The sequence below is a fragment of the Brevibacterium daeguense genome (assembly GCF_021729135.1).
In the GTDB taxonomy this organism is placed as follows: domain Bacteria; phylum Actinomycetota; class Actinomycetes; order Actinomycetales; family Brevibacteriaceae; genus Brevibacterium; species Brevibacterium daeguense.
On sequence record NZ_JAJTWW010000001.1, the window covers coordinates 52,897 to 73,847 of the forward strand.

Consider the following 20,951-nt stretch of genomic DNA (forward strand, 5'->3'; position numbering starts at 1 on the left):
TCAGCTCCAGAGGGCGGCGATGCCGGCGAGCGAATTCCACCCGAGGTAGATCGTCAGCAGCCAGGTGATGGTGCCGATGATCGCCAGCCACTTGGGATATCTGTAGCCCTGCAGCAGGTCCCGGCGAGTCCACGCGACCCACAGGACCAGGGCGAAGCCGATGGGCAGGATCAGTCCGTTGACTGCGCCTGCGAAGATCAGCAGGGTCTGGGGTGCCTGATTGAGCGTCAGGAACAGGACGGTGCACACCACGATGAACGCGACGGTGAGTCCGCCGCGCAGCCGGCGTGAGGCCGTCTGCCTGGTGATGAAGGTGATCGAGGTGTACGAGGCGCCGATCACCGAGGTGAGCCCGGCCGCCCACAGGACGACGCCGAAGACCCGCAGGCCGATGTCACCGGCGGCGGCCTGGAACGCGTCGGCGGCGATGTTGTCCCCGGCGAGGGTGACGCCGCCGGCGACGACGCCGAGGATCGCGAGGAAGAGGAGCACGCGCATCACGCCGGTGACGATGATGCCGAGCACGGACGCCTCGGTGATCACGCGGACGTTCCCCGGACTCGTGATGCCGGAGTCGATGAGACGATGGCCGCCGGCGAAGGTGATGTAGCCGCCGACCGTGCCGCCGATCAGGGTGGTGATGACGAGGAAGTCGACCTGCTCCGGCATCACGGTGTTCTTCAGCGCCTCGCCGATCGGCGGCTGCGAGACGACGGCGACGTAGATCATCAGCAGGATCATGAGCGCGCCGAGCAGCACGACGATCCGGTCGAGGGCGAGTCCGGCGCGCTTCGACAGGAAGACGAGGACGGCGATTGCGGCGGAGATCGCGCCGCCGATGCGCGGGTCCAGGCCGACCATCGCGTTGAGCCCGAGCCCCGTGCCGCCGATGTTGCCGATGTTGAAGATCATGCCGCCGATGAACACGAATGCGGCCAGCACCCAGCCCAGACCGGGAAGCACCGTGTTGCCGAGCTCGTTCGCGCGCATTCCCGAGACGCCCAGCACCCGCCACACATTGAGCTGAATGGCGATGTCGACGAGGATCGACACGAGGATCGCGAACGCGAAGGCCGCTCCGAGCTGGACGGTGAACACGCTGGTCTGGGTGATGAACCCCGGGCCGATCGAGCTGGTCGCCATGAGGAACATCGCGCCCAGCACAGCGGTGCGCCGGGCGCGGTCCGAGCGCAGGGTCGACGCCCCCTGAGTGCCGCCGCCCGAGGTGCGACTGTGCTGGGCGTCGGAAGAGCCGGATGAGCTGGATGGGCTGGATGAGCCGGTGTCGTTCATGATCAGCCTTTCACCGTGGTGCCCATCACTGTAAGGATTGTTCAACAACGTGTAAAGGGTCCTCCTCCGGCGCCGCAGGTCGGCCTGCGAGCGGACGAGAGGGTCGCCGGCATTTCTGGCATGCTGGGGAACATGACTACAGACGAGTCCCTCATCACCCCTGAACAGGCACGAGCAGCTCGAACGCTGGTGCAGATCTCACCCGAATACCTCGCCGGCGAGATCGGCGTGGAGACCTCAGCGCTGCGCGGCTTCGAATACGGCCTGAGTGATATCGATCCCGCGCAGAACGGCCGACTGCGCGAAGTCCTCGAAGCCTACGGCGCGGTCTTCATTCCGGAGGATGACGAGGGCGGCTGCGGCGTGCGCCTGAAGTTCAACCGGAGCAAGGTGCGCTCGCTCAACCGCTGGGAGAACGAAGGCGGCCCGGCGTACGAGGACGACGTCTGAGAGCTCGACGCTCGGAACACGCTCGACGCTCGGCGCTCGCTTTGCGCCGAGCGCAGGAGATGGGCGATCGGATGCCCTGAGCGATGAATGGAGAAGCGGGCACCACCCCGGCTCAAGGATGGTGCCCGCTTCGGTCGTGTCCGGCCGTAGGGTCAGGCCAGGCCGAGCCGCCGGCGCAGCTGGTCGACCTCGGTGCGGAGCGCCTCGGGAACGTGGTCGCCGAGCTGCTCGTACCACTCTTCGATGGACTCGATCTCGTCGGCCCACTCCTGCGGCTTGATCGCCAGCGCCTTCTGGAGCTGCTCCGGAGTGACGTCGAGGCCGTCGAGGTCGAGAGCCCCCTCTGCGGGAGTCATGCCGAGTGGGGTCTCGACTGCCTCGGTCGTGCCGTCGACGCGTTCGAAGACCCACTTGAGAACGCGCGAGTTCTCGGTGAAGCCCGGCCACAGGAAGGAGTTGTCCTCGTCGCGGCGGAACCAGTTGACGTAGAAGATCTTCGGCAGCTGCGCACCCTCGGTCTGTCCGATGTCGAGCCAGTGCTGGAGGTAGTCGCCGACGTTGTAGCCGATGAACGGACGCATCGCCATCGGGTCGCGGCGGACGACGCCGACCTTGCCGGTGGCGGCGGCGGTGGTCTCCGAGGACAGGATCGAGCCCATGAAGACGCCGTGGTTCCAGTCGGAGGTCTGGGTCACCAGGGGCATGGTCGTCTTGCGACGGCCGCCGAACAGGATCGCCGAGATCGGCACGCCGTCCGGGTTCTGCCACTCCGGGGCGAGCGTCGGCACGTTCTCCAGCGGGGTGCAGAAGCGCGAGTTCGGGTGCGCGGCCGTGTTCTCCGATTCCGGAGTCCAATCGTTGCCGCGCCAGTCGGTCAGGTGAGCCGGCTCATCCTCGGTCATTCCCTCCCACCAGATGTCGCCGTCGTCGGTGAGCGCCACGTTGGTGAAGATGTTGCTGCCGGCCTCGACAGCCGCCATCGCGGTCGGGTTGGTGTGGTATCCGGTGCCCGGCGCAACACCGAACAGTCCGAACTCGGGGTTGACGGCGTAGAGGCGGCCGTCCTCGCCGAAGCGCATCCACGCGATGTCGTCACCGAGGGTCTCGGCCTTCCAGCCGGGGATCGTCGGCTCGATCATGGCCAGGTTGGTCTTGCCGCAGCCGCTCGGGAACGCGGCGGCGATGAACTTCGACTCGCCCTCGGGGTTGGTGAGCTTGAGGATGACCATGTGCTCGGCCAGCCAGCCCTCATCGCGTGCCATGGCCGAGGCGATACGCAGGGCGTAGCACTTCTTGCCCAGCAGGGCATTGCCGCCGTAGCCGGAGCCGAACGACCAGATCGCACGCTCTTCGGGGAAGTGGGTGATGTACTTGGTGGAGTTGTGCGGCCACGGCACGTCCGTGTCGCCCTCCTCGAGCGGGGCGCCCACGGAGTGGACGCAGTCGACGAATTCGCCGCCGTTGGCGTCGATCGCCTCGAGCACCTGGTTGCCGCAGCGGGCCATGATGAGCATGGACAGCACCACGTAGGGGGAGTCGGTGATCTCGATGCCGAACTTCGGGTCCTTCGCATCGATGTGGCCCATGACGAACGGGATGACGTACATCGTCCGGCCCTTCATCGCGCCGGCGAAGAGGCCGTCCAGAATCCCCTTCATCTCCTGCGGGTCCATCCAGTTGTTCAGAGGGCCGGCGTCGGCCTCCTCCTTCGAGCAGATGAACGTCCGGTCCTCGACGCGAGCAACATCCTCGGGGTCGGAGGCCGCATAGTAGGAGTCCTTCTTCTTGCTCAGCTTCACCAGTGTGCCGGCTTCGACCAGCTGGTCGGCGATTGCCTGTCGCTGATCGTCTTCGCCAGTGACCCATTCGATGCGGTCAGGGGTGGTCAGCTCCGCGATCTCGCGGACGAACTTGAGCACCTTCGCGTTCGAGGTCGGTGCAGTCTTGAGCTGGTCATCGACAGAGCCACGGTCGAGGACGGTCATGGACTTCTCCTAGGTTTTCGGGGATCTTCCCGTCGATGCTGCTGACAGGGAAAAACTGATGCTTCAACCGTAGGAAGTTCGGAAGCGCCGGATGCGCGAAAAGCCACGGCGCACTCCTGTGCATTGACTCACAAACTCAGAAGTAGTGAACGGGCTACGTCATTTGAATGACGGCTTTTACCATATGAGAGACGAGTCTTGTCACGACTGTCGAGTCGGAGATTCCGTTTCGATTCTATGCCTTGCGGTTCAGCCGCTTTGGCTGCGGGCCGAGGCTTGGGGAGGCCTCGCGGAGGTCCTGCCGAGCGATTTTTGAATCGGTTGGGACCTGTGTATAGTTGATTCGGTCATCGCGACCTGCGCCACTAGCTCAACGGATAGAGCATCTGACTACGGATCAGAAGGTTGGGGGTTCGAATCCCTCGTGGCGCACATCAGGAAAAGGCCCTCGCCAGCGAAAAGCTGAACGAGGGCCTTTTCGGTTCCCGATTCCGGATGCACCACAGTCCACTGCGCGGGGCACCGGGAATCGCTGTCCAGACCGGGAGCTGTCCAGAGGGCCTGAAGTCTCTGTGCGGGGCGCATCGAAATGCTGCGCAGGGCGCCTCGAGTCATCTCGAGGCGCCCTGCGAACACAGTCCCGGGGGACCACCGGCCCCGGGGAACTACCGTCGCGCTCTGCCCATCAGCACGGCTGCCGCTCCGCCGAGGAGCAGCAGGAGGCCGGTGACGGCGAGTCCTGTCATTGCCACGCCCGTGCGCGGCAGGCTTCCACTCTCGCTGCCGCCGGAGGCGCTGTTGTCGGACCGATCGCCGCCCGAGGCGCCCTTGTCGGATTCGTCGCGGTCGGAGTCATTCCCCTTGCCGGGTGACTGATCGTCGGTGCCGTCGTCACTGGCACCCTCGCCGTCGGTCCGACCGTCACCGGCGCCATCGTCACCGGCTTCGTCCTCACCGGTGTCATCGTCACCGGTCGGCGCTTCGTCCTCACCCGGCGCTTCGTCCTCACCGGGCGCCTCGTCCTCACCCGGCGCCTCGTCGTCTTCCGCCACCGGCAGGTCGACGCCGACGAGCAGCGGGTCGTGGTCGGAGGAGCGGAAAGGGCTCTCGTCATGCAGGTTCGTCACGTTGCTGTTGAACCGGCTGTACTCGAGTCCGATCGACTCCACGGAGTTGATGTTCCAGATGTCTGCCCCGGTGATGTCGTCGAACAGCGCCTCGGTCGCCAGGGCGTGGTCGAGGCTGCCGGTCAGGCCGTCGAACAGGTAGGTGCTCTCGTCAGTCATCTCCTTGCCGATGTTGCGGTAGCCGGCCTCGTAGAGGACGTGCATCGGGTCCTCTTCGGTGTAGGAGTTGAGGTCGCCGAGGAGGAAGACACTGTCCGTGTCGTGCTCGGACTGCTGCGCATCAGCGAAATCGACGAGCGCCTCCGCCTGTGACACACGGTCCGCATTCGAGTGCCCCTGCCCGTCGCCCGAGTCCACGTTGCCCGGCCCTTCGCCGGAGCCCTTGGACTTGAAATGGTTGACGATTGCGACGAAGGTCGAGTCCTCGGCGCCGTTCGCCGGAGCGAACGCCTGGGCGAGCGGCGCACGTGCGTTGTCGAAGGCGATGTCATCCAGCAGCTCGGATTCGCCGACGGTCTCGACCTCGGAGGGCTGGTAGATGAAGGCCGTGCGGATTGCGTCCTCGCCGTAGGTGGGCAGCTCCTCCGGCGATTCGGCGAACGCCCACTTCTCGGTGCCGGCCTCGGCGTTGAGCTTCTCGACCAGATCCAGCACTGCGGCATCCCGGTCCTTGCCGAACCGCGCAGAGTTCTCGATCTCCTCCAGGGAGACGACGGAGGCGTCCAGGGCGTTGATCGCGGCGACGATCTTCGGCCACTGCCGGTCGAAGCTCGCCTGGTCGTAGGCCCCGCGCACGTCGCAGGAGTTCGCGGTCGTCGGATTGCCCTCGCGGTCCTCGTAGTAGTCGCAGCCCTCCTCGTCCTCGCCGAGCGTGATGAAGTAGTTGAGCACATTGAAACTGGCGACGCTCACGTTGCCGCCCACCTCGCGAGGAGCATCCTCGCGAGTGTTCTCGAACGTCACCGGCTGGACCTCTCCGGCGTTCTCGCCGGTGAGGTGGGTGAGCGGCTGCAGCCGCCAGGAGTCGAACCCGAACCCGAGCACTACCGGCGAGGTGAAGGTCGCGGGCGCTCCCACGCGCACCGGGTCCTCGGTCGACACGTACGGCAGCGGCACGTCCGAGGCGCCGCGGGTGTAGTCGCCGGTGGAGCCGTCGTCGAGCAGGTAGCCGCGCTCGGCATTCGAGGCGGCCAGCGCCTCGGCCTCGTCCGTGCCCGGCCGGTGGACGTCGGTGGGCTGGACCAGCGTCTCGGTGCCGTTGGCGAGCCCGAGCTCGCCGTAGCGGTTGGTGGGGTACGTGTCGGTCACCGTGATCGGTCCGGCGGGATGCAGGAGCATGCCTTCGAGGGATTCGCGCGCATCGTCACCGTCGGGCAGGACACCCTCGACCGGCTTGGGCGCCTCGGCGGGTTCCTCCAGGTGGCGGAGCCCTTCGGCGGCGACGGTGAGCTGGGTCTGCTCGTAGTACTCGGAGACCCGACCGGTGAGTTCGACGTGGTCGCCGATCCGCACCTCATCCGCCGTGTCCCGCGAGTACACGAAGATCCCGTGCGAGGCGTCCTCGTCTGCGTGCGCGTCCCCGCCGGTGCCTGCGGTCTGCACGAAGTAGCCGTTGAGGCCGCCGGTCGGGTAGGCGGCGGTGACGACACCGCGGGTGGTCACGTCCTGTCCTGCCAGTGGGCTCTCCGCGCTGGTGCCCTGGATGTCGGCGATGGGAGTGACGTCGGCTGGGTCGACCGGGGCCGGTTCTCCCGGAGCGTCCGGGTCCGGATCGCCCGGGTCGGCAGGAGCGTCCGCATCATTCGCGATTCCCGGGGTGGGGTCGCCGGCAGTCCAGGAGCCGTCGGTCCAGGCGATCGACTGGCCGTTCGGGGCGGTGGCACCGGTGGGGGTGGCCGTCTGCCCGCGCAGCGCCTCCGGCACCGTGCCGCCGGACTCCGCGGTGACTCCCCGCCCGCCGACGACTCCGCCGATCTGGTCGAAGTCGACGACAGTTCCCGCTGCGTCAATGAGGAAGACCGAGGAGCCGTAGCTGCCGTCGGCGCGCGAGCCGGTGTTGACCGAGTTGGTGATCGGCAGCTCCACGACGAGCACGCCGGACTCGTCGACGACCGAGCCTGCCGGCAGGGTCGTCCAGTGATCCGGTGACTGCGGGCTGCCGCCGCGCGTCACCGAGCCGACGACGTAGCCCGACAGGTCGACTCCCGGTTCGGCCTTGACCTCGATGAAATCGGTGTCGTCGGGGCCCGCGTAGGCGATCTCGGAGATCTCCGTCGGGCCTGCGGCCAGCGCGGGGCTGAACCCGGGGAGGACGGTCAGGGACAGTGTGACGGCGGCGGCGAGGGCGCCTGCGGCCGTCCTCCTGCCCGGGAGGGAGAGTGAGCGCATGGGACTCCTTGTTCGGTTCGGTCGTGGTTGCCGGGGATGGCGCGCCGGGGCGGGCATCCTCGGGGCAATGGTGAGAACCGTACTCAGCGAACGCACAGCTGGGGTTTCCCGTTGCGCAATAGAAGTTGAATTCCGGGCCAACGGAACGAGGTGCCGGAGGACCGAGCGGCGGGGCGCAGCGCGCGCCGGCACCCCGTGCCCGTCTACACTGAGCGGGATTGTCATCCGACAAGCCGGCCTGCGGGAAACGGTCGGTCGACGGTGGTGATTTCAGCAATCGGCCGGGCTGCGGTTCAGTGAACGCGCCGGCTGCGGTCCCGGCGAACCGGCCGACGATTGTCGGCCACACGAGTGGAGGTCTCGGTGCACGCACTGCACGCACGACGAACACGATCCGCCAGGCGGCGCATCACGGCGGCATCTTCGGCTGTGGTGCTGCTGGCGGGAATCGCGGCCTGCTCGCCCGGCGGGCAGGACCATCGGGTGGAGTTCGTCGATGAGGCACCCGCCTCCGAGGTGATCGAGGGTGACGACCCGACGGCCACGGCCCTCGCCACGAGCTCGGCCCTCTTCGAATCCGCCGACGTCGCCGTCGTCGCCGCCGCCGACTCCGCCGAGGCGCTCGGCAGCCTCAGTGCCGAAGCCCGGCTGCCGCTGCTGGTGGGCACGGACTCCGCAGTCACCGAGGAGCTCGACCGCCTAGGTGCCGACATCCTGGTGACGGCCGCCGGCACCGACCTCGGGGAGCTCGCCGAGGGCCGGGAGGTCATCGAAGTCGATCCCGCCTCGGACGATGCGGCAGACTCCCTGCCAGAGGTGGCTGTCGATGAGGAGCCCGCCGGCGCCTCGGCATTCGTCGACCCGGACGACCCGGCAGCCGCTCAGGCGGTTGCCATGGCCAACGTCGAGGCGGCCGGCGGCACGGTCGTCGAGGTGTCCGGCGGCGACCCGCGCTTCAACGGCGACACCGTCGCCGCCACCCGCGATGCGCTCGGCGAGGACGGTTCGGGCACCGGCGGACTGCTCGCAGTCGGCGCGGGGTTCGGCAGCGCAGAGGAGTTCGCGGGCAACGTCCAGACCGCGCTCACGGTGCCGGAGCTGCCCGGCGGCGGCCAGGTGGCGTTCCCCGGCCGGCGGATGGTCGCTGCGTACGGCTCGCCGGGAGTCCCGTCCCTGGGGATCCTCGGCGAGCAGGACCTCGAATCGACGATCGAGCGCGTCACGGAACTGGCCGAGGACTACGAGCCGCACTCCGAGGTGCCGGTGGTGCCGGCATTCGAGATCATCACCACTGTCGCCTCGGCCTCGCCCGGGCCGGACGGCAACTACTCGACCGAGCTCGACGCGGAGCTGATCAGGGAATGGGTGGACGCCGCGGGAGAGGCCGGCGTCTACGTGGTGCTCGACCTGCAGCCCGGGCACACGGACTTCCTCACCCAGGCGAAGCTGTACGAGGATCTGCTCAGGGAACCGCACGTCGGCCTGGCGCTGGATCCCGAGTGGCGGCTGAAGCCCGGGCAGCGGCACATGGCGCAGATCGGATCGGTGCCCGCGGCCGAGATCAACGAGACCGCGGACTGGCTGGCCCAGCTGACTGCGGAGAACGGCCTGCCGCAGAAGGTGTTCATCCTCCATCAGTTCTCACACGGCATGATCACCGATCGACAGGACGTCGACACGTCCCATCCCGAGCTGGCCATGCTGCTGCACGCCGACGGCCACGGCACGCCCGACCTGAAGATGGGCACATGGAACGCCCTGCAGGAGGGACTGCCCGAGGGGATCCGGATGGCGTGGAAGAACTTCTACGACGAGGACACACCGACCTTCACCCCGGAGCAGACCTACGAGGTCGAGCCGCGCCCGTGGTTCGTGTCGTACCAGTAGCGGCGGCGCGTCGGCCGGACCACCGAGCGGCGGCGGGGCTTACTCCGCCAGGTGGGCGCGCCGGCCGGGGCAGAGCTCCTCGGCGCGGCTCACTCCGTCAGGTGGGCTCACTCCGTCAGGTGGTCATACTCCGCCAGGTGGGCGCGCCGGCCGGGGCAGAGCTCCTCGGCGAGCCGATGGAAGTCGCGGCTGGGATTGCCGAACCGATGCAGGGTCATGGAGATCGCCTGCTCCAGCACGAAGTACCGCATCTCCACCCGGCCCGAGGCGGTCACCGGGTCATCGATGACGGTGACCTCGGGGCGCGCTGCCGCGGCCGTCCTGAGCTCCGGTTCGGCCCGCCCGATGACGCGGATGCGGGCGCCAACCATGTCGTCGCAGTCGCCGCGCTCCACCCGGGCCGCGAACTCCGCGGCGGTCTCCGTGGTCGGCTGGGCCTCACGAGCCGCGGACTGTGAAACCTCACGAGCCGCGGACTGTGCGTCCGCTGCCGGTTCCCCCGACGCCGGCGCGTGTTGGGCGTCGGCTGCCGCCTCCGCGGCGTCGCGCACCTCGATGGGAACGTCGGGCGCCAGCGAGTAGCGCAGAGGAGCCCCCATCACCTCGGCCGCGTGGGCGGTGCGCGTCACGGCGTGGGGCGAGGCGTCGGCGGTGACGCGCACCGTCACCGGGCGCGGCCGGCAGCGGAAGATGTTGGCTTCGGCGCGCAGTCCGGTCGGATCCGCCGGCCTGCCGAAGACCTCGCGATGCACGGCGATGTCGTCGGCTGCCGCCCGCTCGAGCCACCCCGCCGGGGATTCGGCGGTCCGGCCGCCGGCCGCCTCGCTGCCGGCCGCCGCCTCGGCGTCGTGAGACCCTTTGCCCTGGCGGGGAGCGTCGGCCCACGTGCCGAACTGCATGAGGTAGTTCGGCCCGCCCGCCTTCGATCCGAGCCCGACCGAGGATTTCTTCCAGCCGCCGAAGGGCTGACGGCGCACGATCGCGCCGGTGATGCCGCGGTTGACGTAGACGTTGCCGGCCTGCACCTGGTCGAGCCAGGCGGCGACCTCCCGGGTGTCGAGCGATTGGATGCCGGCTGTCAGCCCGAAGTCGACCTGGTTCTGCAGCCGGATCGCCTCCGCCAGTGAGTCCGCTCGCATCAGTCCGAGCACGGGTCCGAAGCATTCGGTGAGGTGGAAGAAGGAGCCCGGCTGCACACCGTCCTTGATGCCCGGGGACCACAGCCGGCCGGAGTCATCGAGCTGCCGCGGTTCGACCAACCAGCTCTCGCCCGGCTCGAGCGTCGTCAGCGCTCGGTGCAGCTTGTCGGAGGGCTGTTCGGTCAGAGGGCCGACCGTAGCTGACAAGTTCTGCGGCCAGTCGACGACGAGGGAGGACGCCGCGTCGACCAGCTGCCTGCGGAAGCGCGGGGAGTCGTAGACGGAGCCGACCATGATCGCCAGCGACGCCGCTGAGCACTTCTGCCCGGCGTGACCGAATGCGGACTGGACGAGCTCGGTCATCGCCAGGTCACGGTCGGCTGCGGGGGTGATGACCATGGCGTTCTTGCCGGAGGTCTCGGCGCTGATGCGCAGTCCGGGGTTGAACCGGGCGAACAGCTTCGCCGTCTCCGAGGCGCCCGTGAGCACCACTCGATCGACTCCGGGATGGGCCACCAGCGCCCGGCCGATCGCTCCCTCGGTGGGCTTGACCAGCTGCAGCACCGCGCGCGGCACTCCGGCCTGCCACAGGCAGTCGACGAGGAGCGCCGAGCAGTGCGGGGTGGGCGAAGAGGGCTTGTGGATCACCGAGGCGCCCACCGCCAGGGCGGAGACCGTGGAGCCGGTCGGGATCGCGACAGGGAAGTTCCACGGCGGGGTGACCAGAACCAGCGCATCGGGGGTGAACTCCGCTCCGGGAATCGCCTCCAGCTCGAGGGCCTGGCCGGCGTAGTAGCGGATGAAGTCGATCGCCTCGGACACCTCCGGGTCGGACTGGGCAAGCGTCTTGCCGGCCTCGACGGCCATCGTGGCCAGGAACTCCCCGCGGCGGGCGGCGAAGACGTCCGCGGCGCGCATGAGGATCTCCCCGCGCGCCCGGGCGCCGAGCGCTCGCCAGGCGGCGGCCGCCTCGCGCCCGGTGGTCACTGCGGCATCGACCGCCTCGGGCGAGGGGAGCGGTGCGGGGGTGGGCCGAGTGTCGAGCCAGCCCGGAGTGAAGGCCTCGGTGATGAGTGCCGCCGCCCACCGCTGATTGGCGGGCAGGGACGGGTCGGTGTCGGGCTCGTTGACGAATTCGCCCAGTCGTGCGTTCGACGTGCAGGGTGCGCTGCGGTCCTGCCGGCGGCGCGGGACCGGTGCAGACTCGCCCTGGGCCACGAGGATCGCGCCCAGGTCCTCGACCGAGGCGCGGAACCGGTCCTCCTCACGGCGGAACACGGCATTGCCGTTGCGGAGCTCGAAGATGCCCGACATGAAATTCTGATCCGCGGAGTTCTCCTCCAGCCGCCTCACGAGATAGGAGATCGCGACATCGAACTCCCTGGGGTGAACGGCGGGCACGTACAGCAGCAGTCGGCCGACGTCGGCGCTGACGGCTGCCGCCTGCTCCGTCGCCATGCCCTGCAGCATCTCGAACTCGACGCGGTCGGCGACCTCGCGGATCTTCGACAGCTCGTGGGCGAAGGCGATGTCGAACAGGTTGTGGCCGGCCACCCCGATCCGCAGGCCCCGCATCCGTTCGGGGGTGAACAGCCAGTGCAGCACGCGCTTGTAGTTGGCGTCGGTTGCCTGCTTGGAGGGGCAGACGGCCGGCTCCCAGCCGGCGATCTCCGCGTGCACGGTCTCCATCGCGAGGTTGGCACCCTTGACCAGCCGGACCTTGATGCCGGCACCGCCGTCGGCCACGCGCTGCTCGGCGAACGCGGCGAGGCGCTGCATCGCCCCCAGCGCGTCGGGCAGGTAGGCCTGGAGCACGATCCCCGCTTCCAGACCCTTCAGCTCCGGTTCGGCGAGCAGGCGCATGAATACCTCCAGCGTCAGCTCCAGATCCCCGTACTCCTCCATGTCCAGATTGATGAACCGGCTCCCGCGGTCGGCTCGGGCGGCTTCCCGGTAGAGCGGGCGCAGCCGCTCGAGCACGTACTCGACCGAGTCCGCGAAGGCCCACATCGACACCTGTGAGGCGATCGAGGAGACCTTGATCGACACATAGTCGACGTCGTCGCGGTCCAGCAGCCGCCGGGTCTCTGCCAGATGGCGGTCGGCCTCCTCCTCGCCGAGCACCGCCTCGCCCAGCAGGTTGATGTTGAGGCGGTGCCCGTCGGCGCTGAGTCGGGCAACGGCTGCGCCGAAGGGTTGGTCGCGGGCGTCGATGATCATGTGCCCGACCATCGAGCGGAGCCGAGCGCGCGCCGCTGGGACCACGATCCGGGGCAGCACGGGCGCGAGGGCGGCGCCGGCGCGGATCTGAGCACGGTCGAGCGCCGACATCGTCTCCGGGGTGAGCTCTGCGATGTCGGTCAGCGCCTCGGCGGCTGCGTGGATGTCGTCCGTGCCCACGACCCGATCGACGAAGCCGACCGTGAAGTCGAGCCCGTTGGGATCGGAGAGGACGGCGGCCAGGCGGGCGGCCGAGGGATGCCGGTGGTTCTTCTGCCCGGCTGAGGCCGCCGAGATCCGCAGCCAGCGGCGGACGGTTGCGACCGCGGTGTCGACGACCTGCTGCAGTTCATCGGTGGTGCGGGCGGAACCGGGGTTGACGAGCATGGGAGCCTCCGTGACGGCGGGACCGGCATTCGCAGCGGCGATCGGTGAGACGGCGTGCGCCGTTGTCGACCAGTGTCCTCCGAACTGCCGGCCGGAGGGAGGGCGCGAGTGACTTACACCACATACAATGATTCGGAAGTGATGTTCGAGGCCTGGGGAGGTTGGGTGCCGATGGCGGGGCGGCGTGTCAGCACCGAGCTGAGAGAGAATGCCTGTGCTCGAGTGCGGGAAGGGAGCGCTCCCGCCGAGGTGGCCGTGAGCCTGGGCGTCTCAGTGGCCTCGGTGCGGCGCTGGGTCGCTCGCGCCGCGGTGGGCGAATCCCTGGGGGACCGCCCGCGACAGGGGCGGCCTCGGATCCAGGACACGGCTGATCAGGTCGTGTCCGCCGTGCTGGCGACGGCCGGGCCGAGGATCGACTCGTCCGACTACTCGACACGAGCTGTTGCGCTCGCCACCGGTCTGAGTCAGAGCGTCGTCGCCCGGTCCATGAAGTCGCTGTCGGTCCCGCCCGCCCCTCCGACCGCCGAACTCAGGCTCATCGCAGCCTGGTTCCCGGTCCTCGTGGTGGGAACGGCGGAGCTTCCCGCTGCTTCCGGGCTGCGGCACGACGTCGCGCGGGAGCGGGCCCGCTCGGCGAGGTCGTTCAGCCGTCGCGGTGCTGGCGTCGTGTCCGCGCTCCGGAGCGGAGGACTCGCCCGGTGGGAGCAGCGCTCGAGCGATCCCGACGGCCGCGAGATCCCGCGGATGATCGAGGAGCTCGGGACACGGTCGCGAGCCGAGCGCGTCATCGCCTTCGACCCGCACCGCCTGCTCGCCCCGGGCGCGCAGCAGCGGCCGCGCCACGACCGGGAGGGGCGCCGGGTGCCCGCGGAGTCGGACCTCGGCGGGACCATCGAGTGGAGGCTGCACAGCGGCTGGGAGGGGTTTCTCGCCGAAGTGCGCGAGGAGCTGAGCACGACGCTCGACATTCCGGGATCGCTGCTGAGGACCCTGTCGTCAGATGTGCCCCGTGGGCTGGAGCGACTGGCGTGGCCCGTCGGGATGTCGGATCGGCCGTCCACCGGATTCAAGAGTTCTGACTCGGCAGGCCCGGTGCCCGATTCCCGCTGGCTGCCGCGGGAGAACCTGTCCTTGACGGAGCAGCTCGCCCTCGCGCTGCGCCAGGAGATCATCGACTCCGGGTACCGTGCCGGTGATCGGATCCGAGCCTCGCACCTCGCTTCACGCCTGGAGCTGCCCCGGGCGGCGATCGAGGCGGCCCTGCGGCGGATGATCGACGATGAGCTCCTGGACGGATCGCGCGAAAGTGTCCGCATCCCGACCGTGACGGCGGCGGACGTGATCGACCTCTACGCTGCACGCCAGGCACTCGGCATCGTGCTGCTGCGCGCGCTCGCGGCGCGCCCCAGACGTCATCTCGTGCCGGTGCGGCAGGCGCTGCACCGCGTCGAGACGGTTGTCCGGAGCCGCCGGGGCACCGAGGTCGACGACGCCGACCTGCGGTTCCAGCAGGAGCTGGCGCGTGCCTCGGGGCTGGAGCAGACCGCACGCTCCTTCGAGTCGCTGACCCTCCGTCTGCGGATGTACATCTCGGTGCTGCTCCTCGACTACACCCCTGCCGCCGAGCGCATCGTCCTCGACGACCGGCGCATCGTCCGCGCTCTCGAATCAGGGGATTCCGCGGCCGCCGAGGAGGCATGGCGGGGCAAGCTCGACAACGCAGTCCGGCACATGGCGGGAATCGCCCAGCACCGGGGATTCGACGTGGCGCTGTGGACCCGTCTGACCGCCGGCTGATGCACGTGACCGAGCCACGAGCCCGACGATCAGCGAAGGTGGCGCGGAGCGCGGGATCGTCTGCTAGAACTGTTCTCGAACAGACCTGTTCCCCAACAGAACTGTTTCCGGACAGGCCTGTTTCGGGACAGACTTGTTTCCGGACAGCCCTGTTTCCCGCGGCGGTGCGACCGGCCCCGCGGGGCCCGGCCCAGCACTTCCCGACGACGTGAAGGAACCTTCCATGACCGAGCGAACCGTTCTCTGGACCCCACCGCCGGAGAGGGTCGAGCACAGCGAACTCCGGCGCTATCAGCAGTGGCTCGAGCGCGAGCACGGGGTTCGGACGACCACTTACCAGGACCTGCTCGACTGGTCGGTGGAGAACATCGAGCAGTTCTGGGAGACGATGTGGACGTTCTTCGGCGTCGTCGGCGACCGCGGCACGGGACCCGCGCTGGTGGGCGACACCATGCCGGACGTCCGCTGGTTCCCCGGCGCGAGCTGCAACTACGCCGAGAATGTCCTACGACACGCCATCACCCGGCCCCACGCAGAGGCGATCGTCGGTCTGCACGAGGACGACCGCCGGGAATCCTTCTCCTGGAAGGAGCTCAACGGCCGGGTGGGCGCGCTTGCGGACTGGCTGCGCGACCACGGCGTCGAACCCGGCGACACCGTGTGCGCCGTGCTGCCGAACATCCCGCAGGCCGCGGAGGCCCTGCTGGCCTGTGCCGCCGTCGGTGCCGTCTGGTCCGTCGTGAGCCCGGACTTCGGCGTCCAGGGAATCGCCGACCGGTTCGCCCAGATCGAGCCGAAGGTGCTGCTGACGGTCGACGGCTACCGCTTCAACGGCCGACTGCTGGAGATGACCGGCACCGTCCCCGAGCTGCTGACAGCGCTGCCCACTGTCGAGCACCACATCCTCGTCGATCAGCTGCCCGTCGCCGCAGACGGCATTCGCCCGGGCAGCTCGACCACGCTGTACTCCGAGATCGTCGCCCGGCACATCGACCCGGTCTTCGAGGACGTCGAGTTCTCCCACCCCCTCTGGGTCCTCTACTCCTCCGGCACCACTGGACGGCCCAAGGGGATCGTCCATGGACACGGCGGGGTCGTGCTCGAAGCGCTCAAAGCCAACGCCCTGCAGCAGGAGGCACGCGAGGGCGGCCGGCACTACTCGGCGGTGTCGACGACATGGGTGGTGTGGAACCTCCTCGTCAACTCGCTGCTGGTCGGCGCGACGATCGTGACCTACGACGGCTCGCCCGTGTTCGAGGTGCCCGACAAGCAGCTCGAGATCTGCGCCCAGGAGAAGGTGACCAATTTCGGGACCGGAGCGGCGATCCTGTCGATGATCGAGAAGTCCGGGGTGTCGCCCGCAGCGCGCTACAATTTCTCTCACCTGCAGTCGATCCTCTCGACCGGCTCCCCGCTTCCCGATTCGACGTGGGACTGGGTCTACGCCAACGTCAAGGAGGACCTCCACCTGGGCTCGGACTCCGGGGGCACGGACATCGCCACCGGGTTCATCGGCTCGAACCCCTTCGACCCGATCGTGCGCGGTGAGCTCCAGGGCGCCTATCTGGCCGTCGCCGCGGAGGCATTCGACTCCGACGGCCGGCCGGTGGTCGGTGAGCTCGGCGAATTCGTCGTCACCAAGCCGATGCCGTCGATGCCGGTGAAGTTCTGGGACGACCCCACCGGGGAGCGCTACCGGTCGGCCTACTTCGATGTGTTCCCGGGAGTCTGGCGCCACGGCGACTGGGTGACGAAGCTGCCCGGTGGGCAGTATGTCATCCACGGCCGCTCCGACTCCACCATCAACCGCGGCGGGATCCGAATGGGCTCCGCCGATATCACCCAGGCTGTCGACACCGTTGCAGGGGTGCAGGCCTCGATGGTGATCGGAGCCGAGCTGCCCGGGGGTGACTACTACATGCCGCTCTTCGTGGTTCCGAAGCCCGGCATCGAGGTCGACGACGAGCTCCGCGCCGCGATCGTGGCGCGCATTCGGGAGCGTCTCTCGCCGCGCTACGTTCCCGACGAGATCATCGCTGCTCCCGCAGTGCCGACCACCCGCACCGGCAAGCTCATGGAGATCCCGATCAAGCAGATCTTCCAGGGAGCTCCGAGCGACAGCGTCAACCGGGGGACCGCTGCCGACCCGGACGTCCTCGACTGGTACGTGGACCTCGCCCGTTCCTTCGCCGAGACCCGATCGCCGGAGAAGAGCCCCGCAGACCGAGAGCACTCGTGATCAGGTCCCGTCGCTGCGACGCGAGCTGAACACGAGGGCGCCGATCCCGGTGCCGATCAGCACGAGCGCCAGGCCCACCATGCCGGCCGCACGCGGACCCGTGCGCGGCAGCGCCTCCGAGCTCGTGCCGCTCGCCGGCCGCGCCGGCGAACCGGACTCGGACGACGGCGGCGCAATCACCGGGCCGGGCTCGGAACCGGGGTCGGAATCCGCAGGGCCGACCGGGGGAGCCGGGGACCCGGGAGTCGTCTCCGCAGGCGCCGTCGGGGCCGGTGTCGCGTCCCGGATCGGCAGCGCGTCGAGGCTCGGCTGCGCCGTCGGATCGTCCGCCGGGTCGCCCGGCGGCGGTCCCGGATCCTCCGGAGCGGTCGACTCATCCGGAGCGGCTGGGACTTCGGGGAGCTCGACGGTCTCCTCGGGCACGCCCCAGTCGGACTGCCAGCCGGCAGAGGCCTCAGCGGCGGCTATCGACACGACCCAGGTCACCCAGCCCGACGAGACGGGAATCGACACCGGCTCCGTGGCGAGGTCGGCGGCGCCGTCGGCGTCGACGTCGACCTCGAGGCTCTCGGTGCCGAGCTTCTCACCCCGCGGCTCCTGACCGCGGACCGGCTTCTCCGCAACGTGATAGGCCGTCGCCGTCACCGAGAGGCGGGAGCCCGGTTGGGCGCTGGTGATCCGGATGGTGTCCACGGTGGTGCCCGCCTCGCTGTCGAGCAGGGCCCGGGTGGTCGCCGACGGGGTCCAGGCGACCAACCCGGTCTCTGTCGGCAGACCGTGCTCGGAGCGCCATGGGCGGGTCGCCTCGTCCTCGGAGATCGTCTCCGTCCAATACACCCAGCCCCGATAGTCCTCGGGGACCAGCACTCCGTCGGAGGTGTGAGTCCCGTTGCCGACGTCGGTCGAGCTGACGCGACCGATCTCGAAGGCCTCCTGGTGCGGTTCGGTCCGCACCTCGGGCTGGTGCGGCGAGGCCCACAGCACATGCTCGACGTCGACGGTCTGGTCCGGTGCGAGCCCGCTGATGGTGAACTCGTCGGTGACTTCCGAACCGGGTGCCGGCGAGTCGTCGGTGATCGTCGTGTCCACCGTCGGGTGCGAAGGCAGGGTGTACTCCCGCTCTGCGCTGCCGCGCACTGTTGAGGGCGGGCTCACGGTGACGACGTTCTGCACCCGCTTCGAGCCGGAGCCGGTGGCCTCGTGGAACCGCACCTGCGTCGCAGGCAGCCCTTCCGCGCGAGCCTCGACGCGCACCGTGCCGGAAGCGCTCACTGTCAGGGGGACGCTGACGGGGGTCTCGGCGGTGCTGACGGTCGCCTCGCCGAGATCGGCTCCTTCGGCGATGAGATCCACCGCGATGCCGGGCAGCAGCTCACCGGCGGCGCTCTCGATGCTCACGGCGAGCTCGGCGCTCTCCGCGGCCGGATCGAGCTCGTTCAGGTGGAGCTGCAGGGTGTACGGACCGGCTTTCGCCTTCGCTTCCGCGCTGATCTCGGAGAACCGCTCCGCAGCACCGGCGAAGCCCTTCCCGAGATCGGCCGGCACCCGGGGGGCGATGGCATGCCGGTGAGGCACCGCGTCGTCGAGCTTGACGATCGCGGACAGCGCCGAGTGGACGTCGCGCTTGTCGGAACCGCTGTGGGTGTGCAGCGCCCACGCAGTCTGCGGGCTGTCGATCAGCTGTCCCTCCGAACCCTGGAAGTAGCGCGGATAGGGAGTGCCGAGCCCCGCGTCCACGCAGTAGGCGAGCGAGTCGGTGAGCGACCGGTAGGCGCCGTACCAGGTCTTGTCGCCGTCGGACTTGTGCCAGCGGCCGGGGCCGAGCACGTCCTCGGGACTGCCCACGCTCGGAGCCGAGCCCAGCGGGGCGGCGAGCACACGCGGCGGCTGGCTGCCGGGCAGGAGAACGAGCGCGGCGATGCTCAACGCGGTCAGGAGGATGGAGACGAGGGTCCGGAGAGGGGATTCGGAACGGCTGCGAGAAGTCATGTGCCCATGTCACTGCGGGCCTGGGCGGCCCGTCAGCCCGAGTTCGAAGCCTGTGGATGAGGCAGCGCTGTCCACAGCCGGATCGGCGCATCCGCAGGCCGTTGCTCCACAGTCCTCGGCGCCTCAGTCCGCGGCCTGCAGCGGTCGGCCCGAGTTCGGCTCCCTGCGCGGTCGGGAGTAAAGTCGGTGCAGGAAGCGGCGCCGACCAGTGGCGTCCGTCTGCAGACTGATCCGAGGGATTTATGACGTACACCAAGGAAAGCGTTGACGTGGTCCTGATCGGCGGCGGCATCATGAGCGCGACGCTCGGTGCCATGCTCGCCGAACTTCAGCCCGAATGGGAGATCCGCCTGTACGAGCGGCTCGACTACGTGGCACGGGAGAGCTCCGATCCCTGGAACAACGCGGGCACCGGGCATGCCGCTCTGTGTGAGCTCAACTATTCCCCGGCCGACGCGCAGGGCAACGTCGACATCACCAAGGCCGTCAACATCAACGAGCAGTTCCACGTGTCCAGGCAGTTCTGGTCCTATCTCGTCGATGAAGGCGTCATCACCGATCCCAAGACCTTCATCAGCCAGGTGCCCCACATCTCGTACGGGCGTGGCGAGAAGGGCCGCGACTACATCAGGGCCCGCTACGAGACGATGGTCCGCAACCCGCTGTTCGCGGACATGGAGTACAGCGATGACCCGGCGCAGCACGCCGAATGGCTGCCCCTGATGTTCGAGAACCGGGGACCCGGACAGGTCAACGGCATCTCTCGCTTCGAGCTCGGCACCGACGTGGACTTCGGCTCCCTGTCCCGTCAGCTGCTGACCCACATCAGCAGCAAGGGCGCACAGATCCGGACCGGCCACTCCGTGACGGACCTGAACCGCAATGCCGACGGCTGGCGCGTCACGGTGAAGGACTCCACGGCGGCCGACAGCTTCAACGTCAACGCCAAGTTCGTCTTCATCGGCGCCGGCGGCGGGGCGCTGCAGCTTCTTCAGAAGTCGGGCATCGCCGAGGGCAAGGGCTACGGCGGCTTCCCGGTCTCCGGTCTCTTCCTCCGAACCTCGAACCCGGACCTGGTGTCCCGACACCATGCGAAGGTCTATGGCCAGGCCGCGATCGGCGCTCCGCCGATGTCTGTCCCGCACCTGGACACCCGGGTGGTGGCGGGCAAGGAATACCTGATGTTCGGGCCGTACGCCGGCTTCTCGCCGAAGTTCCTCAAATCGGGCCGGATCACCGACCTGCCGTTCTCGGTGCGCGGCAACAACCTGCCGGTCATGCTCAACGTCGCCAAGGACAACTTCGACCTGGTCCGCTACCTGGTCGGGGAACTCGCCTCCTCGAAGAAGTCGCGGTACTCCGCGCTTGCCGACTTCACCCCCGAGGTGGACCCGGCCGACTGGGAGTTCATCACCGCCGGGCAGCGCGTCCAGGTCATGAAGCGCGACCCCGAGAAGGGCGGCGTCCTCGGATTCGGAACCGAACTCATCTCGGCCGCAGACGGTTCGATCGCCGCGCTGCTGGGAGCATCACCCGGCGCCTCGACAGCGGCCCCGATCATGCTCAATCTGCTGGCCACCTGCTTCCCGCAGCAGTACGCGGGCTGGGAATCGAAGCTCAAGACCATGGTGCCGTCGCTGGGGCGCAAACTCCACGAGGACGAGACGCTCCTCCACGAGCTCTCGGAATACACCGCGCGCACGCTGCAGCTGACGTGATGGGCTGACCAGCAGGCGCGCACCCGGAGGGGTCGGTCGGACGGGGAACCGTCGGCCGGCCCCTCTCGGGCGCCAGGAGTGCTGCAGGACCTTGACCGCATGCTCCAGGACGCGTCCGCGGCGATGGCTACACTTGAGCGAACGCATCTCCACAGAGGCAGGCATGTCCCAGAATCCGAACGCAGACCGCTTCCGGCCCCCGCAGCGCCCGCCGGTCGACCACCGCAATCAGCCCGGCCCGGACCAGCAGTCGAACTCGGGCCATGGCCGGCTCGGCGCGCCCCAGCGACCTGCGCACGGTCCGGTTCAGCAGCAGTCGCAGCCTCCGGGCG

Annotated in this window: 10 protein-coding genes and 1 tRNA gene; 6 read left to right on the top strand and 5 right to left on the bottom strand. The window is 68.9% G+C overall.

Annotated elements, in window-relative coordinates:
* The gene (locus tag LXN01_RS00220) at positions 1-1,293 is read right to left on the bottom strand and encodes an NRAMP family divalent metal transporter (RefSeq protein WP_236862527.1); all 1,293 of its coding nucleotides are present in this window, start codon (positions 1,291-1,293) and stop codon (positions 1-3) included.
* A gap of 132 nt (positions 1,294-1,425) precedes the next feature.
* Here LXN01_RS00220 and LXN01_RS00225 point away from each other — a divergent pair, with 132 nt between their 5' ends.
* On the top strand, positions 1,426-1,743 hold the full coding sequence (locus tag LXN01_RS00225) for an XRE family transcriptional regulator (RefSeq protein ID WP_236862528.1): 318 nt from the start codon (positions 1,426-1,428) through the stop codon (positions 1,741-1,743).
* Between the two features lie 152 nt (positions 1,744-1,895).
* Here the strand turns inward: LXN01_RS00225 and LXN01_RS00230 are convergent, their stop codons facing one another.
* Positions 1,896-3,728, bottom strand: coding sequence for a phosphoenolpyruvate carboxykinase (GTP) (locus tag LXN01_RS00230; RefSeq protein ID WP_236862529.1), 1,833 nt, complete (start codon positions 3,726-3,728; stop codon positions 1,896-1,898).
* Between the two features lie 359 nt (positions 3,729-4,087).
* On the opposite strand from LXN01_RS00230, the gene LXN01_RS00235 reads away from it, so the two are divergent.
* Positions 4,088-4,160, top strand: a tRNA-Arg gene (locus LXN01_RS00235).
* A 233-nt stretch (positions 4,161-4,393) separates the two neighbouring features.
* Here the strand turns inward: LXN01_RS00235 and LXN01_RS00240 are convergent.
* A complete protein-coding gene (locus LXN01_RS00240; RefSeq protein ID WP_236862530.1) occupies positions 4,394-7,243 on the bottom strand; it encodes an ExeM/NucH family extracellular endonuclease in 2,850 nt (949 codons plus the stop codon).
* Between the two features lie 363 nt (positions 7,244-7,606).
* On the opposite strand from LXN01_RS00240, the gene LXN01_RS00245 reads away from it, so the two are divergent.
* Complete coding sequence (locus LXN01_RS00245) at positions 7,607-9,130, top strand: hypothetical protein (protein ID WP_236862532.1); 1,524 nt, start codon at positions 7,607-7,609, stop codon at positions 9,128-9,130.
* A gap of 107 nt (positions 9,131-9,237) precedes the next feature.
* On the opposite strand, the gene LXN01_RS00250 is transcribed toward LXN01_RS00245, so the two are convergent.
* Positions 9,238-12,876, bottom strand: coding sequence for a bifunctional proline dehydrogenase/L-glutamate gamma-semialdehyde dehydrogenase (locus LXN01_RS00250; RefSeq protein ID WP_236862533.1), 3,639 nt, complete (start codon positions 12,874-12,876; stop codon positions 9,238-9,240).
* Between the two features lie 108 nt (positions 12,877-12,984).
* On the opposite strand from LXN01_RS00250, the gene LXN01_RS00255 reads away from it, so the two are divergent.
* On the top strand, positions 12,985-14,673 hold the full coding sequence (locus LXN01_RS00255) for an FCD domain-containing protein (protein WP_236862534.1): 1,689 nt from the start codon (positions 12,985-12,987) through the stop codon (positions 14,671-14,673).
* Between the two features lie 223 nt (positions 14,674-14,896).
* Entirely contained in the window at positions 14,897-16,912 is a 2,016-nt protein-coding gene (locus LXN01_RS00260) for an acetoacetate--CoA ligase (RefSeq protein ID WP_236862535.1), read from the top strand.
* Here LXN01_RS00260 and LXN01_RS00265 read toward each other — a convergent pair whose 3' ends face one another.
* Positions 16,913-18,901 (bottom strand): hypothetical protein, encoded by a 1,989-nt coding sequence (locus tag LXN01_RS00265; RefSeq protein WP_236862536.1) that lies wholly within the window; start codon positions 18,899-18,901, stop codon positions 16,913-16,915. It lies immediately after the preceding gene.
* Between the two features lie 242 nt (positions 18,902-19,143).
* Between LXN01_RS00265 and LXN01_RS00270 the strand changes: the two genes are divergently transcribed.
* Positions 19,144-20,619, top strand: a complete 1,476-nt coding sequence (locus LXN01_RS00270) for a malate:quinone oxidoreductase (protein WP_236862537.1) — start codon at positions 19,144-19,146, stop codon at positions 20,617-20,619.
* Positions 20,620-20,951 lie beyond the last annotated feature (332 nt).